The sequence below is a fragment of the Enterobacter sp. MGH119 genome (genome assembly GCF_001037675.1).
Lineage (GTDB): Bacteria > Pseudomonadota > Gammaproteobacteria > Enterobacterales > Enterobacteriaceae > Enterobacter > Enterobacter hormaechei_C.
The window spans coordinates 291131-307545 of the sequence record NZ_KQ089929.1 but is presented as its reverse complement, the minus strand read 5'-3'; the positions used below and the strand labels follow the sequence as shown (position 1 = coordinate 307545).

12 protein-coding genes are annotated in these 16415 nt (G+C 57.7%); 7 read left to right on the top strand and 5 right to left on the bottom strand.

Annotated elements, in window-relative coordinates; genetic code table 11:
• Window positions 1-99: 99 nt before the first annotated feature.
• On the bottom strand, window positions 100-2736 hold the full coding sequence (gene gyrA, locus SK53_RS01420; RefSeq protein ID WP_047653831.1) for a DNA topoisomerase (ATP-hydrolyzing) subunit A: 2637 nt from the start codon (window positions 2734-2736) through the stop codon (window positions 100-102).
• A gap of 146 nt (window positions 2737-2882) precedes the next feature.
• Here gyrA and ubiG point away from each other — a divergent pair, with 146 nt between their 5' ends.
• From ubiG to yfaE, 4 genes are all read left to right on the top strand, one after another.
• Window positions 2883-3611 (top strand): bifunctional 2-polyprenyl-6-hydroxyphenol methylase/3-demethylubiquinol 3-O-methyltransferase UbiG, encoded by a 729-nt coding sequence (gene ubiG / locus SK53_RS01415; RefSeq protein WP_003859413.1) that lies wholly within the window; start codon window positions 2883-2885, stop codon window positions 3609-3611.
• A gap of 348 nt (window positions 3612-3959) precedes the next feature.
• The gene (nrdA, locus tag SK53_RS01410) at window positions 3960-6245 is read left to right on the top strand and encodes a class 1a ribonucleoside-diphosphate reductase subunit alpha (protein ID WP_003859415.1); all 2286 of its coding nucleotides are present in this window, start codon (window positions 3960-3962) and stop codon (window positions 6243-6245) included.
• Window positions 6246-6353: 108 nt separating this feature from the next.
• Window positions 6354-7484 (top strand): class Ia ribonucleoside-diphosphate reductase subunit beta, encoded by a 1131-nt coding sequence (gene nrdB, locus SK53_RS01405; RefSeq protein WP_023314567.1) that lies wholly within the window; start codon window positions 6354-6356, stop codon window positions 7482-7484.
• On the top strand, window positions 7484-7738 hold the full coding sequence (gene yfaE / locus SK53_RS01400) for a class I ribonucleotide reductase maintenance protein YfaE (protein WP_003859419.1): 255 nt from the start codon (window positions 7484-7486) through the stop codon (window positions 7736-7738). The genes nrdB and yfaE overlap by 1 nt, the downstream gene beginning before the upstream one ends.
• 23 nt (window positions 7739-7761) lie before the next feature.
• Here yfaE and glpQ read toward each other — a convergent pair whose 3' ends face one another.
• Together glpQ and glpT are read right to left on the bottom strand one after the other, a co-directional pair.
• Window positions 7762-8814 (bottom strand): glycerophosphodiester phosphodiesterase, encoded by a 1053-nt coding sequence (gene glpQ / locus SK53_RS01395; RefSeq protein WP_023314569.1) that lies wholly within the window; start codon window positions 8812-8814, stop codon window positions 7762-7764.
• An 11-nt stretch (window positions 8815-8825) separates the two neighbouring features.
• Window positions 8826-10178 (bottom strand): glycerol-3-phosphate transporter, encoded by a 1353-nt coding sequence (gene glpT / locus SK53_RS01390; protein ID WP_003859423.1) that lies wholly within the window; start codon window positions 10176-10178, stop codon window positions 8826-8828.
• 250 nt (window positions 10179-10428) lie between these two features.
• Between glpT and glpA the strand changes: the two genes are divergently transcribed.
• The 3 genes from glpA to glpC are packed head-to-tail and all read left to right on the top strand — an operon-like array spanning window position 10429 to window position 14451.
• Window positions 10429-12057, top strand: coding sequence for an anaerobic glycerol-3-phosphate dehydrogenase subunit A (gene glpA, locus SK53_RS01385; RefSeq protein WP_048208324.1), 1629 nt, complete (start codon window positions 10429-10431; stop codon window positions 12055-12057).
• A complete protein-coding gene (gene glpB / locus SK53_RS01380; protein ID WP_003859428.1) occupies window positions 12047-13264 on the top strand; it encodes a glycerol-3-phosphate dehydrogenase subunit GlpB in 1218 nt (405 codons plus the stop codon). The genes glpA and glpB overlap by 11 nt, the downstream gene beginning before the upstream one ends.
• Entirely contained in the window at window positions 13261-14451 is a 1191-nt protein-coding gene (glpC, locus tag SK53_RS01375) for an anaerobic glycerol-3-phosphate dehydrogenase subunit GlpC (RefSeq protein ID WP_003859431.1), read from the top strand. The genes glpB and glpC overlap by 4 nt, the downstream gene beginning before the upstream one ends.
• Before the next feature lie 31 nt (window positions 14452-14482).
• Here the strand turns inward: glpC and SK53_RS01370 are convergent, their stop codons facing one another.
• The gene (locus SK53_RS01370) at window positions 14483-15691 is read right to left on the bottom strand and encodes a nicotinamide mononucleotide deamidase-related protein YfaY (protein WP_048208322.1); all 1209 of its coding nucleotides are present in this window, start codon (window positions 15689-15691) and stop codon (window positions 14483-14485) included.
• A gap of 94 nt (window positions 15692-15785) precedes the next feature.
• The gene (locus tag SK53_RS01365; protein ID WP_048208320.1) at window positions 15786-16328 is read right to left on the bottom strand and encodes a YfaZ family outer membrane protein; all 543 of its coding nucleotides are present in this window, start codon (window positions 16326-16328) and stop codon (window positions 15786-15788) included.
• Window positions 16329-16415: the final 87 nt, after the last annotated feature.

Here is a 16415-nt window from a genome sequence, read left to right as displayed (position 1 = left end):
TGGTTAAGGTAGCGGTAAACGCGGCTTGTCGCAACGTTCACTTGTCTGCTTGCGCAAAACAAAAGGGCCGGAAACCGGCCCTTTATGCGTCAGGAGACGTTACTCGTCAGCGTCATCCGCTGCTTCATCATCGATGTCCGCTTCCGGGGCGATTTCATCATCCCCTTCCGCGACGCTGCCGTCGATAGAGTCGAGCTCTTCGTCATCCACCGGCTCAGCAACGCGTTGCAGACCGACGACGTTTTCATCTTCCGCAGTGCGGATGAGGATAACGCCCTGGGTGTTACGACCTACCACGCTGATCTCAGACACGCGCGTACGCACCAGCGTACCGGCATCGGTGATCATCATGATCTGGTCCGCGTCGTCCACCTGCACCGCGCCAACAACGGAACCGTTGCGCTCGGTCACTTTGATGGAGATAACGCCCTGCGTGCCGCGAGACTTGGTCGGGTATTCGCTTTCCGCCGTACGTTTACCGTAGCCGTTCTGGGTGACGGTCAGGATTGCGCCTTCGCCACGAGGAACGATCAGGGAAACAACGGAGTCTTCACCCGCCAGCTTGATACCACGCACGCCGGTCGCCGTACGACCCATTGCGCGAACGGCGTTCTCTTTGAAGCGCACCACTTTACCGGCGGCAGAGAAGAGCATCACTTCATCAGAACCGGACGTCAGATCCACGCCGATCAGTTCGTCGCCTTCGTTCAGGTTCACCGCGATAATCCCGGCGGAACGTGGACGGCTGAATTCGGTCAGCGCGGTTTTCTTCACGGTACCGCTCGCGGTCGCCATAAAGACGTTCACGCCCTCTTCGTACTCGCGTACTGGCAGAATGGCGGTGATACGTTCGTTCGCTTCCAGCGGCAGCAGGTTGACGATTGGACGTCCACGCGCGCCACGGCTTGCTTCCGGCAGCTGATAGACTTTCATCCAGTACAGACGGCCCCGGCTGGAGAAGCAGAGGATCGTGTCATGGGTGTTCGCCACCAGCAGACGATCAATGAAGTCTTCTTCTTTAATACGCGCCGCAGATTTGCCTTTACCGCCCCGACGCTGAGCTTCGTAGTCGGTCAACGGCTGATACTTCACGTAGCCCTGGTGAGACAGCGTCACTACCACGTCTTCGCGGTTGATCAGATCTTCAATGTTGATATCAGAGCTGTTGGCCGTGATTTCGGTGCGACGCTCGTCGCCGAACTGATCGCGAACCAGCTCCAGCTCTTCACGGATCACTTCCATCAGGCGCTCTGCGCTACCCAGGATATGCAGCAGCTCGGCAATCTGCTCCAGCAGCTCTTTGTACTCGTCGAGCAGTTTTTCATGCTCAAGGCCGGTCAGTTTCTGCAAACGCAGATCCAGAATCGCCTGGGCCTGCTGTTCAGTCAGGTAGTACTGACCGTCACGCACGCCGAATTCCGGCTCCAGCCACTCAGGACGCGCAGCGTCATCGCCGGCACGTTCCAGCATCGCCGCCACGTTGCCCAGATCCCATGGACGCGCAACCAGCGACGCCTTCGCTTCTGCTGGCGTCGGCGCACGGCGGATCAGCTCGATGATCGGGTCGATGTTCGCCAGCGCAACGGCCAGTGCTTCAAGGATATGGGCACGGTCGCGCGCTTTGCGCAGTTCGAAGATGGTACGGCGAGTCACCACTTCACGGCGGTGACGCACGAACGCGCTCAGGATCTCTTTCAGGTTCATGATCTTCGGCTGGCCATGGTGCAGCGCAACCATGTTGATACCGAAGGAGACCTGAAGCTGAGTCTGGGAGTAAAGGTTGTTCAACACAACTTCACCCACCGCGTCGCGCTTGATTTCAATCACGATGCGCATACCGTCTTTGTCAGACTCGTCACGCAGCGCGCTGATGCCTTCAACGCGTTTTTCTTTTACCAGCTCGGCGATTTTTTCAATCAGTCGCGCTTTGTTCACCTGATACGGGATCTCGTGAACAATAATGGTTTCACGGCCGGTTTTGGCGTCCGCTTCCACTTCGGCGCGGGCACGGATGTAAATCTTGCCGCGACCGGTACGGTACGCTTCTTCAATACCGCGACGGCCATTGATGATTGCCGCCGTCGGGAAGTCCGGGCCCGGGATGTGTTCCATCAGCCCTTCAATGCTGATGTCTTCATCGTCAATGTAGGCCAGGCAGCCGTTGATCACTTCCGTGATATTGTGCGGTGGAATGTTGGTTGCCATACCGACGGCGATACCGGACGAACCGTTCACCAGCAGGTTTGGGATCTTCGTTGGCATGACGTCAGGAATTTTTTCCGTGCCGTCGTAGTTATCAACGAAATCAACCGTCTCTTTTTCCAGGTCAGCCATCAGCTCATGGGCAATCTTCGCCAGACGGATTTCCGTATAACGCATTGCCGCGGCGGAGTCGCCGTCGATAGAACCAAAGTTACCCTGACCATCTACCAGCATGTAACGCAGCGAGAAGGGCTGCGCCATACGGACAATGGTGTCGTACACCGCGGAATCACCATGAGGATGGTATTTACCGATTACGTCACCAACGACACGGGCAGATTTTTTGTAGGCTTTATTCCAGTCATTGCCCAATACGTTCATGGCGTATAGTACGCGACGGTGTACCGGCTTCAGGCCATCGCGGACGTCCGGCAGCGCACGGCCAACAATGACCGACATCGCATAGTCCAGATAGGAGCTTTTCAGCTCTTCCTCGATGTTAACCGGTGTAATTTCTCTCGCAAGGTCGCTCATCTAACCGCTATCCCTCTACTGTATCCCGGATTCAAAGGTCGCAAATTATAACACAGCCGCGGTGATACAGGTAAACCTATACGCTTTATTCACAGGGATTGCCTGATATACTCATTTGTCTTGCTAAATAAGGAGTAAAAGCGCCCATGAATGCCGAAAAATCCCCGGTGGCTCACAACGTTGACCACGAAGAGATTGCCAAATTTGAAGCGGTGGCGTCCCGCTGGTGGGATCTCGAAGGTGAGTTCAAACCTCTGCATCGTATTAACCCGCTGCGTCTGGGCTATATCGCGGAGCGTTCCGGCGGTCTGTTCGGTAAGAAAGTGCTCGACGTCGGCTGCGGCGGCGGCATCCTGGCGGAAAGTATGGCGCGTGAAGGGGCCACCGTCACCGGTCTGGACATGGGCTTCGAACCTCTACAGGTTGCGCGTCTTCATGCGCTGGAGTCCGGCATACAGGTAGAATACGTTCAGGAAACCGTGGAAGAGCACGCGGCAAAACATGCGCACCAGTATGACGTGGTGACCTGCATGGAGATGCTGGAGCACGTTCCCGATCCGCAGTCGGTCGTCAGCGCCTGTGCAAACCTGGTGAAACCGGGTGGACAGGTCTTCTTCTCGACCATCAACCGCAACGGCAAAGCCTGGCTGATGGCCGTGGTAGGCGCGGAATATGTGCTGCGCATGGTGCCGAAAGGGACGCACGACGTGAAGAAGTTCATCAAGCCTGCCGAACTGCTGGGCTGGGTTGACCAGACATGGCTTAAGGAGCAGCACATGACGGGCCTGCACTACAACCCGTTGACCGATAAATTCAAACTTGCCCCGGGCGTGGATGTTAACTATATGTTGCACACAACCGCCAAAAACGACTAACGTCATTCGTTATTCTTATAAAGATTGCGCGACATCATGTTGCGCAATTCTGACCTCCCGTTGAAGAAATCAGCACTCGATCAAATTTTGAATTTTTTTTCTTAATTATTGACATCTCTTCCAGGCCTTACGGCACGAGGACTTAGCCTTTTTTACCCTTTCACAACCTCAATTTAACGTCAAAATCAACCCTTGTACTGAAAAGAATCCTTACTAGAATACTCACCATATAGCGTTCTTCTTATCGCAAAACCCCTATATGTAGTATTTATCCACAGAGTTAGTCACAAGACGGGTCTGTGGATAAGCGGGGGATATTTTTTATTTCACGGACAGGTAAAAACCCACATGAATCAGAGTCTGCTGGTGACAAAGCGCGACGGTACCACCGAGCGTATCAATCTGGACAAAATCCATCGAGTTCTCGACTGGGCAGCAGAAGGACTGAACAACGTATCTATCTCCCAGGTTGAACTGCGTTCTCACATTCAGTTCTACGACGGCATCAAAACGTCTGATATCCACGAAACCATTATCAAAGCAGCGGCAGATCTGATCTCCCGCGACGCACCGGATTATCAGTACCTCGCTGCGCGTCTGGCGATTTTCCACCTGCGTAAAAAAGCCTACGGTCAGTTCGAGCCGCCGAAGCTTTACGATCACGTAGTGAAAATGGTTGAGCTGGGCAAATACGACACGCATCTGCTGGAAGACTATACGGAAGAAGAGTTCGAGCAGATGAACGGGTTTATCGATCACTGGCGCGACATGAACTTCTCCTACGCGGCGGTGAAGCAGCTCGAAGGCAAATACCTGGTTCAGAACCGTGTAACCGGTGAGATCTACGAAAGCGCCCAGTTCCTCTATATTCTGGTGGCAGCCTGCCTGTTCTCTAATTATCCACGCGAAACCCGTCTGGACTACGTGAAGCGTTTCTACGATGCGGTCTCTACGTTCAAGATTTCTCTGCCTACGCCAATCATGTCTGGCGTGCGTACCCCTACCCGTCAGTTCAGCTCCTGCGTCCTGATCGAGTGTGGTGACAGCCTGGATTCCATCAACGCGACCTCCAGCGCCATCGTGAAATACGTTTCCCAGCGTGCCGGTATCGGCATCAACGCCGGTCGTATCCGTGCGCTTGGCAGCCCAATCCGCGGCGGTGAAGCGTTCCACACCGGCTGTATCCCGTTCTACAAGCACTTCCAGACGGCAGTAAAATCCTGCTCTCAGGGCGGCGTGCGCGGTGGCGCTGCGACCCTGTTCTACCCGATGTGGCACCTGGAAGTGGAAAGCCTGCTGGTTCTGAAGAACAACCGCGGCGTGGAAGGCAACCGCGTGCGTCACATGGACTACGGCGTGCAGATCAACAAGCTGATGTACACCCGCCTGCTGAAAGGGGAAGACATCACCCTGTTCAGCCCATCCGACGTCCCGGGCCTGTATGACGCGTTCTTCGCCGATCAGGATGAGTTCGAGCGTCTGTACACCAAATATGAAAAAGACGACAGCATCCGTAAGCAGCGCGTGAAGGCGGTCGATCTGTTCTCCCTGATGATGCAGGAACGTGCTTCTACCGGCCGTATCTACATCCAGAACGTTGACCACTGCAACACCCACAGCCCGTTCGATCCGGTGGTTGCGCCAGTGCGCCAGTCTAACCTGTGCCTGGAGATCGCCCTGCCGACCAAACCGCTGGACGATGTGAACGACGAAAACGGCGAAATCGCGCTGTGTACGCTCTCTGCGTTCAACCTGGGTGCCATTAAGAGCCTGGACGAGCTGGAAGAGCTGGCGGTGCTGGCTGTTCGTGCCCTCGACGCCCTGCTGGACTACCAGGATTACCCAATCCCGGCGGCAAAACGCGGCGCAATGGGCCGTCGCACTTTAGGTATCGGCGTAATCAACTTCGCCTACTGGCTGGCGAAAAACGGCAAGCGTTACTCCGACGGCAGCGCCAACAATCTGACGCACCAGACGTTCGAAGCGATCCAGTACTACCTGATGAAAGCCTCTAACGAGCTGGCGAAAGAGCAAGGCGCGTGCCCGTGGTTCAACGAAACCACCTACGCGAAAGGCATTCTGCCGATCGACACCTATAAAAAAGACCTGGATGCGATCGTCAGCGAGCCGCTGCACCTCGACTGGGAAGGCCTGCGCGAGTCCATTAAAACTCACGGCCTGCGTAACTCCACGCTCTCTGCCCTGATGCCGTCCGAGACCTCTTCGCAGATCTCCAACGCCACTAACGGTATTGAGCCACCGCGCGGGCACGTCAGCATTAAAGCGTCGAAAGACGGCGTGCTGCGTCAGGTGGTACCGGATTACGAAACGCTGGGTGACAACTACGAGCTGCTGTGGGAAATGCCAAACAACGACGGCTACCTCCAACTGGTGGGTATCATGCAGAAGTTTATCGACCAGTCGATCTCTGCCAATACCAACTACGACCCGACGCGCTTCCCGTCCGGCAAGGTACCGATGCAGCAGCTGCTGAAAGACCTGCTGACCGCCTACAAATTTGGCGTGAAAACGCTGTACTATCACAACACCCGTGATGGTGCGGAAGACGCCCAGGACGACCTGGCGCCGTCAATTCAGGACGATGGCTGCGAAAGCGGCGCATGTAAGATCTAATAAATTCCCTCACCCTAACCCTCTCCCACAGGGAGAGGGAACTCTTTCCCCCTCTCCCTGTGGGAGAGGGCCGGGGTGAGGGGAAATAACACCACAGGACTCACCGCAATGGCATATACCACCTTTTCACAGACGAAAAACGACCAGCTCAAAGAGCCGATGTTCTTCGGCCAGCCGGTCAACGTGGCACGCTACGATCAGCAAAAATATGACATCTTCGAAAAGCTGATTGAAAAGCAACTCTCCTTCTTCTGGCGTCCGGAAGAAGTTGACGTTTCCCGCGACCGTATCGATTTCCAGGCGCTGCCGGAACACGAAAAGCACATCTTCCTCAGCAACCTGAAGTACCAGACGCTGCTGGACTCCATTCAGGGACGTAGTCCGAACGTGGCGCTGCTGCCGCTAATCTCGATTCCTGAGCTGGAAACCTGGGTAGAAACCTGGGCGTTCTCCGAGACGATCCACTCCCGCTCTTACACCCACATCATCCGCAACATTGTGAACGATCCGGCGGTGGTGTTTGACGATATCGTCACCAACGAACAGATCCAGAAGCGCGCCGAAGGCATTGCGCACTACTACGACGAGCTGATCGAGATGACCAGCTACTGGCATCTGCTGGGCGAAGGCACGCATAACGTGAACGGCAAAACCGTTACCGTAAACCTGCGGGCCCTGAAAAAGCAGCTCTATCTGTGCCTGATGAGCGTCAACGCGCTGGAAGCGATCCGCTTCTACGTGAGCTTCGCCTGCTCCTTCGCCTTTGCCGAGCGCAAGCTGATGGAAGGTAACGCCAAAATTATCCGTCTGATCGCCCGTGACGAAGCCCTGCACCTGACCGGCACCCAGCATATGCTAAACCTGCTGCGCAGCGGTGCGGACGACCCGGAGATGGCGGAAATCGCCGAAGAGTGCAAACAGGAGTGCTACGACCTGTTCTTGCAGGCCGCCCAGCAGGAGAAAGAGTGGGCAGACTACCTGTTCCGCGACGGCTCCATGATTGGCCTGAACAAAGACATTCTGTGCCAGTACGTGGAGTACATCACTAACATCCGCATGCAGGCTGTGGGTCTCGATCTGCCATTCCAGACGCGCTCTAACCCAATTCCGTGGATCAATACCTGGCTGGTGTCCGATAACGTGCAGGTTGCGCCGCAGGAAGTGGAAGTGAGCTCTTATCTGGTCGGTCAGATTGATTCTGAAGTCAACACCGACGACCTGAGCGACTTCCAGCTCTGATGAGCCGCGTAACGCTGAGCCTTTCTGGTACAGAGGTGTTGTGCCAGGAAGAGCATCCTTCTCTGCTGGTGGCGCTTGAAGCGCATCAGGTTGAGGTAGAGTACCAGTGTCGTGAAGGCTATTGCGGTTCCTGCCGCTGCCGTCTGGTCGCAGGCCAGGTGGACTGGCTGACCGAACCGCTGGCCTTTATCAGTGAAGGGGAAATTTTGCCCTGCTGCTGCCGGGCAAAAGGCGATATTGAGATCGAGATGTAAAAAAGGGCCTTACGGCCCTTTTTCTATTTTAAGAACGTCACCGCTTTATCCGGGAAATCCGTAAACAGCCCGTCCACGTCCGCCTGCTTATACAACACCTCGTAAAGCTGATTCACATCGGTGGCATATGGCGGCAGCTGATCGGCACGCACCGTGTACGGATGCACCTGCATCTTGCTGGCGTGCGCCTCTTTCACCATCGCCGTCAGCTTCACGTGGCCAGGCGTTGAGCCTTCCGCCACCAGCATGTGATAATCCGGCCCGATGCCGTCAGCGTACTGCGCAATCTGCTTCATCGCGCCCGGCTTGAACATCCAGTCGTAGCTGTAATTCATCCACTTCCCGTCCGGCTGTTTCTCCTGGGTTTCATTCCAGTCGGTATAGGCAATCAGCTGCACCAGATTGAGATCCATCCCCATCTTCGGCTCCAGCTCAGTTTTGATGCGCTTCAGTTCCGCGGCATCGAAACATTGCAGGAAAACCTTATCCTGCTTGCTGGTGTAGCCGTACTTTTTCAGTACCTCCAGCGTCTTCGCGGCAATGTCCTTTCCTTCCTGATGGTGGAACCACGGCGCTTTGATTTCCGGGTAGATACCGATATTTTTTCCTGTCGAGTGGTTCAGCCCCTGAACAAACTCGATCTCCTCTTCGAAGGTGTGAATACGGAAGTCAGACTTGCCCATCGGGAAACGTCCCGGATAGACCTGTACCTTCTTACCGTTTTCAATCTCGAAGCCCTCGGTAAACTTCAGCGAGCGGATCTCCGCCAGCGTGAAGTCGATAGCGTAGTAGCGACCATCTTTACGGGCGCGATCCGGGAAACGCTCTGCCACGTCCGTCACGCGGTCAAGATAATGGTCGTGCAGGACGACCAGCTGGTCGTCCTTCGTCATCACCAGATCCTGCTCCAGATAATCCGCGCCCTGGGCATAGGCCATCGCTTTTGCCGGCAGCGTATGCTCCGGCAGATAACCGCTGGCGCCACGGTGGGCGATCACGATCTTATCTGCCGCCAGCGCGGAGCCTGTCATCAGGCCCGCCAGCAGCAGGCCGGTTGCTAACTGAGTTAATTTCATCGCAATGCTCCTTATTGACGACGCGCCAGCACTTCGGCGTGGTGACGTTTTTCACCGATCATCACAACAACCAGCAGCAGTACCGCCAGCACGCTTCCGCCGATCATCACCATAAAGCCGCCGTCCCAGCCGAAGAAGTCAACGGTATAGCCCACAATGGCGCTCGCCGCGACCGAACCGCCGAGATAGCCGAACAGACCGGTAAAGCCCGCAGCCGTGCCTGCCGCTTTCTTCGGTGCCAGCTCCAGCGCGTGCAGGCCGATCAGCATAACCGGACCATAAATCAGGAAGCCGATGACGATCATACAGGCCATATCCACACCCGGATTACCCGGCGGGTTAAGCCAGTAAACGACCGTCGCGATGGTCACCAGCGTCATAAAGAACACGCCCGTTGCCCCACGGTTGCCCTTAAACACTTTGTCCGACATCCAGCCGCAGATCAGCGTGCCGGGAATGCCCGCGTATTCATACAGGAAATAGGCCCAGGAAGATTTATCCAGCGCGAAATGCTTCACCTCTTTCAGGTAAGTCGGGGACCAGTCGAGGATGCCGTAACGCAGCAGGTAGACAAACACGTTCGCCACCGCGATGTACCACAGCAGCTTGTTCGGCAGCACGTACTTCATGAAGATTTGCTTCGCGGTCAGCTCTTCTTCGTGCTTCTCGCTGTAATCATCCGGATAGTCATTTTTGTACTCTTCAATCGGCGGCAGGCCGCAGGACTGTGGGGTGTCGCGCATCAGAGCGAAGGCGATAATCGCCACCAGAATGGCGCCAAAGGCAGGCATATAGAGCGCCGCGTGCCAGTCGTTGAACCAGGCCATCCCCAGCAGGAACAGCAGCGGCGGAAGCCCGCCCCCGACGTTATGCGCACAGTTCCAGACCGATACAATTCCACCACGCTCTTTCTGTGACCACCAGTGAACCATGGTGCGTCCGCATGGCGGCCATCCCATCCCTTGGAACCAGCCGCAGAGGAACAGCAGCACGAACATGATGGCAATGCTTGAGGTCGCCCACGGCACAAAGCCCATGAACAGCATCACCGCTGCCGCGAGGATCAGACCGGCGGGCAGGAACACGCGCGGATTCGAACGATCCGACACCGACCCCATAATGAACTTTGAAAAACCGTACGCGATGGAGATCCCCGACAGCGCAAATCCCAGATCGCCGCGAGAGAAGCCCTGCTCCACCAGGTACGGCATGGCGAGCGCAAAGTTTTTACGTACCAGATAGTACGCCGCATACCCGAAGAAGATCCCGAGGAAGATTTGCCAACGCAGACGGCGGTAGAGAGGATCAATCTCTGCCTCTGGCAGTCGCGCCCGATGTGGCGCAGGTTTAAAGATACTGAGCATAACAGCCTCCGTGGCCTTTCAAAAAATGACCGGGCATCTCGCGCCCGGCTACAGAGGCGGCGATGTTAAGAAATCACGGTGAATGTTACTGTGAATCAACGCACAGATTGTTACAGAAATATGACAGAATGCGCAAAAAAGCGCATGAAATCACGTTTCACTTTCGAATTTCGCGCGTTTATGTTCGAAATCAAACAAACCACACGATCAATGTGGCTAAATGCAAAAAAACGAACATAGAGGAAAGGCAATGACAATTCACGATCCACGCTTCAGCGATGTGATTATCATTGGCGGTGGCGCGACGGGTGCCGGCATCGCACGCGACTGCGCCCTGCGGGGATTGAGCGTCACGCTTCTGGAACGCCACGATATCGCCACCGGCGCGACGGGACGTAACCACGGTCTGTTGCACAGCGGCGCCCGCTATGCGGTCACTGACGCTGAGTCAGCGCGCGAGTGTATCGCTGAAAACCAGATCCTCAGGCGCATCGCCCGCCACTGCGTTGAACCGACCAACGGTCTTTTTATCACCCTTCCAGAAGACGACCTCGGCTTTCAGCAAACCTTTATCACCGCCTGCACGGCGGCAGGCATTCAGGCCGAGGCGATCGATCCTGCGCAGGCGCGCCGTCTTGAACCCTCGGTAAACCCGGCGTTACTGGGCGCGGTAAAAGTACCGGACGGAACCGTTGATCCTTTCCGCCTGACCGCCGCCAATATGCTCGACGCGCGGGAACATGGCGCCCAGATCCTGACCGGGCATCACGTCACCGGGCTTATTCGCGAAGGGAATACCGTGCGCGGAGTGCGCGTGTTTGATGCGCAGTACAACGAACACCGCGAGCTGTATGCCGCCGTCGTGGTCAACGCGGCGGGGATCTGGGGCCAGCGCATCGCGGAATACGCGGACCTGTCGGTGCGCATGTTCCCGGCGAAAGGCTCGCTGCTGATCCTCGACCACCGCATCAATAACCATGTCATCAACCGCTGCCGTAAACCGTCTGACGCCGATATCCTCGTGCCGGGGGACACCATTTCGTTAATCGGCACGACCTCAATGCATGTGGACTACAGCGAAATTGATTACAACCGCGTCACCGCTGAAGAGGTGGATATCCTGCTGCGCGAAGGGGAAAAGCTGGCCCCGGTGATGGCGCAGACGCGTATTCTGCGTGCCTACGCGGGCGTGCGTCCCCTCGTCGCCAGCGATAACGATCCGAGCGGGCGTAACGTCAGCCGCGGCATCGTACTGCTCGATCACGCCGAACGTGACGGCATGGACGGATTTATCACCATTACCGGCGGCAAGCTGATGACCTACCGGCTGATGGCCCAGTGGGCCACCGATGCCGTCTGCCGTAAGCTCGGCAACACCGCGCCGTGCGTGACGGCGGAACAGGCCCTGCCCGGCTCGCAGCAATCGACAGAAAAAACGCTGCACAAAATCATTTCACTCCCTGCCCCGCTTCGCGGTTCGGCGATTTACCGCCACGGCGACCGCACCCCGACCTGGCTCGGTGAAGGGCGACTCAGCCGCAGCCTGGTGTGCGAATGCGAAGCCGTGACCGCAGGCGAGGTGCAGTATGCCGTGGAAAACCTGACGGTGAACAACCTGCTCGATTTACGCCGCCGCACGCGCGTCGGGATGGGCACCTGTCAGGGAGAGCTGTGCGCCTGCCGTGCCGCCGGGCTGCTGCAACGTTTTCACGCCATCACGTCAACCCAGTCGCTTGCCCAACTCAGCGATTTTTTAAACGAGCGCTGGAAAGGCATTCAGCCCGTCGCCTGGGGCGATGCCCTGCGCGAAAGCGAATTTACCCGCTGGGTCTATCAGGGGCTTTGCGGTCTGGAGAAGGAGCACAACCATGAAATTTGATACCGTGATTGTGGGTGGGGGGCTGGCGGGCCTGCTGTGCGGCCTCAAACTGACGCAGCGGGGTCTGCGCTGCGCCATTGTCACTCGCGGTCAGAGTGCTCTGCACTTCTCCTCCGGCTCGCTGGATTTACTGGGCGCGCTATCGTTCGCCGATCTGCCGCCTGAACATCCCTACCGCCTGACGGGCGCAGAGAATATGGCCCGCTTTGCCTGCGAAACCGAACACCTGCTCACTGCCTGCGGCGCACGCATGCAGGGTGACGCCGAGCAAAACCATCAGCGCGTCACGCCACTCGGCACCCTGCGCGCCGCCTGGCTTAGCCCGGAAGAGGTGCCTGTCGCTCCCATCGCTGCCGAGCGCGTGCGGGTGGTGGGGATCAGCGGTTTCCTTGATTTCCAGCCACATCTGGCCGCCGCGTCTCTCAGACAGCAGGGTGTTCAGGTGGATACAGCGGAGATTGATCTCCCCGAACTCGACGTGCTGCGCGAAAACCCCAGCGAGTTTCGTGCGGTGAACATTGCCCGCCTGCTGGATAATGAAAGTTACTGGCCGCAGCTGTACGCGGCGCTTCAACCGCTCGGCGAGACCTGCGACGCCCTGTTTATGCCCGCCTGTTTTGGCTTAACGGACAACCGGCTCTGGCGCTGGCTCTCGGCGCGCCTGCCCTGTACGCTCGGTTTACTGCCGACGCTCCCCCCTTCCGTGCCCGGCATTCGTCTGCATACCCAGCTTCAGCGTCAGTTTGTCGCCCAGGGTGGCGTCTGGATGGCAGGCGACGAAGTGAAAAAAATCACCCTGGCTGAGGGCGCGGTAAGCGATATCTGGACCCGCAACCACGGCGACATCCCGCTTCGCGCACGCTATACGGTGCTGGCAAGCGGCAGTTTCTTCAGTAACGGTCTGCTAAGCAGCCGGGATGGCGTGCGTGAGGCAATACTCGGGCTGGATGTCCGGCAAAGCGCTTCCCGCGCGGACTGGTATCAAAGCGATTTCTTCACCCCGCAGCCCTGGCAGCAGTTCGGCGTGATCGTCGACAGCCAACTGCGCCCGCGGCTGGGCGGGGAACCGGTTGAAAATCTTTACGCCATCGGCTCGGTTCTGGGCGGGTACGATCCCGTGGCGCAGGGCTGCGGTGGCGGCGTCTGCGCCGTCACCGCGCTGCATGTCGCGGAGCAGATTATCCAGCGCAGGGAGAGAGCACAATGAACGACACCCGATTTGAAAGCTGTATCAAATGCACGGTCTGCACCACGGTTTGCCCGGTCAGCGGCGTCGATCCGCGCTATCCCGGCCCGAAACAGGCCGGTCCCGACGGGGAGCGTCTGCGCCTGAAGGATGGCGCGCTCTACGACGAGGCGCTGAAATACTGCATCAACTGCAAACGCTGCGAAGTTGCCTGCCCGTCGGACGTGAAAATAGGCGATATCATCCAGCGCGCCCGCGCCCGCTACAGTACGAAAAAACCGACGCTGCGTGACGCGATACTGAGCCACACCGATCTAATGGGCAGCCTCTCGACGCCTTTCGCACCGGTCGTCAATGCCGCCACCGCCCTGAAGCCGGTGCGCAGGCTGCTGGATGCGACGCTCAAAATCGACCATCACCGCAGTCTGCCGAAATATTCTCACGGCACCTTCCGCCGCTGGTATAAATCCGTGGCGGCAGAACAGGCGCAGTTCGCTGAGCAGGTCGCCTTCTTCCACGGCTGCTACGTGAACTACAACCATCCGCAGCTGGGAAAAGACCTGCTGAAAGTGCTGAACGCCATGGGGACGGGCGTTCAGCTGCTGAGCAAAGAGAAGTGCTGCGGCGTTCCGCTGATTGCCAACGGTTTCATCGACAAAGCGCGCAAGCAGGCGAGCAGCAACGTCACCTCTTTACGTGAGGCGATCGTCGACAAAGGGATACCGGTACTGGCGACGTCGTCAACCTGTACCTTCACGCTGCGCGATGAATATCCGCATCTGCTGGATGTGGATAACACCGGCCTGCGCGAGCACATTGAGCTGGCGACCCGTTTTCTCTGGCGCAAACTGGACAGCGGGCAGACGTTACCGCTGGGCAAATTGCCGCTGAAGGTGGTATATCACACGCCATGTCATATGGAGAAGATGGGCTGGTCGATCTATACGCTTGAGCTGTTGCGGCTGATCCCGGGGCTGGAGCTGACGGTGCTGGACTCACGCTGCTGCGGCATCGCTGGCACCTACGGCTTCAAGCGTGAAAACTACCCAACGTCACAGGCCATTGGCGCGCCGCTGTTCCGGCAGATTGAAGAGAGCGGCGCAGATATCGTGGTGACGGACTGTGAAACCTGCAAGTGGCAGATCGAGATGTCCACCAGCAAACGCTGTGAACATCCCATTACCTTGCTGGCAAAAGCGCTGGCGTAACCGTTGCCGGGGACACTGCCCCGGCACACTCTCACTCTACGAACAGCGATTCCACGACGTTGATCCAGCCGTGCTCACTGGCGACCTCTTTCCCGTTCAGCCAGCGGCGCAGCATGTTCAGCGCCATCATCGCGCACACCTCCTGACGTACGGCCAGGCTGTGGCGGGTAATGCTCATCCTGACGCGCAGGGCGTGCGTTCCTTCCGGCGTTGCCAGGGCAAAGTTGAGGTGCTCCTCATCCAGCCCGCCCACAAACAGCGCCAGTCCGGCGAAATGCTTCACTCTGCGCTCGGATGCCCAGCGCGCCGTCTGCGCCAGCGTCTCCTGCTGGAACGGCACCACTTCACTGGCCAGCAGCGGCGCACCCGCCCGGGTAAGCTGAAGCGCCAGAAGCCCACCGGTAAACTGCTCGCTTAACGTCACGCTCAGCTGGCGGGACTGCAAATGCGCTGCGATCTGCGCCGGCAGCCCTTCCGTGCCTTCGAAAATCAGGCTTTCCCCGGCGACGCGCCGCACTTCCGGCCACAGTGCCAGCATAGCGGCTTTCTCTGACGCCGGTCCGGTCAGCTTCAGTTCAATAATCGGCATGGAGGAGCGATAGCCCATCGACACGCCGGGAGGCAGTTGCAGGTGATCGAGGCTCTGAGCGAGATCGCTTTCCGAGCGACCAAAGGTGGTCAGACGCAGGCACAGCGGCGGTTCAGGCAGCGTAAAGCGCGCGCGCAGGCGCGGCAGGATCTGCTGCTCGACCATCACTTTAAATTCCGACGGCACGCCCGGAGTGAAGAACATCAGGCAGCGGTTCAACTGAACGGCAAACCCGCAGGCGGTGCCGACCGGGTTATCAATCAGTTCCGCGCTGGCGGGAATTTCAGCCTGCTTGCGGTTGCTGGGGGCCATCACGCGGCCACGCCCGGAGAAAAAGCGCTCCATCTGCGCCAGCCACGCCTCGTGCAGGACCAGGCCTTCGCCTTTGGCCGTGGCGGCGGCCAGCGCGCTGAGATCGTCGCTGGTAGGTCCCAGCCCGCCGTTCACAATCAGCACGTCGCAGCGTTCGCTGCGCTCGCTGCGCTCGCGCAGAACGTTGACCAGCGACTCAAGGTTGTCACCTACGGTGTTGCGGCGCGTTAACGATAATCCTTGCTCAAAGAAGAGATCGGCGAGCCAGGCGGCATTGGTATCAATGATTTGCCCATGAAGCACTTCGTCGCCAGTGGATAACATTTCCACGTTTATCATTGTGTTCTCCCATTTCAATGGTCAAAACACTATAGCGCAATCAAAGACTGGGGGAAGAGAGAAACTGGCGCGACTGAACGCCGCGCCGAGAGGATTAGAAACCGGCGCTAACGCCAACGTACGGGCCGTCTGCCAGGGCGTTGTCGCGGTTGCCGTCTTTACCGGCCAGGTTCAGATAGCGATAACCCGCTTCGATGGTGATTGGACGCACGATGGTCCAGCGCGCGCCGGCGTTAGCTTCCTGATAGCTGTCGATGCCGCTGGAGAGGGAATCAGGAGAGTAGTAGTACTCACCGAACAGGCCAAAGCTGTCGCCAATTTTCCACTGCAAGCCGCCGCCCACTGCCGCCGCGTAGCCTTCGTCGCCCTCGTTCGGGTTGGTGTAAATGCCTTTACCGCCGACGGTCGCCAGGAAGGGACCCAACGGCACGTTGAAGCCGAGGCCCAGGCTTGCCGCATCGCCGTCGTCGTCGTTATGCGTCCAGCCGCCGGTCATTGCCAGGCCTGCGCTGTCCGTGCCAAGACCGAAGCCCAGATGGGTATAATCTTGTCCCGCCGAGCCGTTGAAGGAAATTGCGTTTGCCGCTGCTGAAACAAACATCAGGCCGCCTAAGCCCATTAATGCCACTTTTTTCATTGTCGTGATCCCGCACAATTTATTCAGAGATGTCCAAAAACCGCGAGATTTTAACCTGCCTGCCTGTGTGATCAATGGACTCCGCGT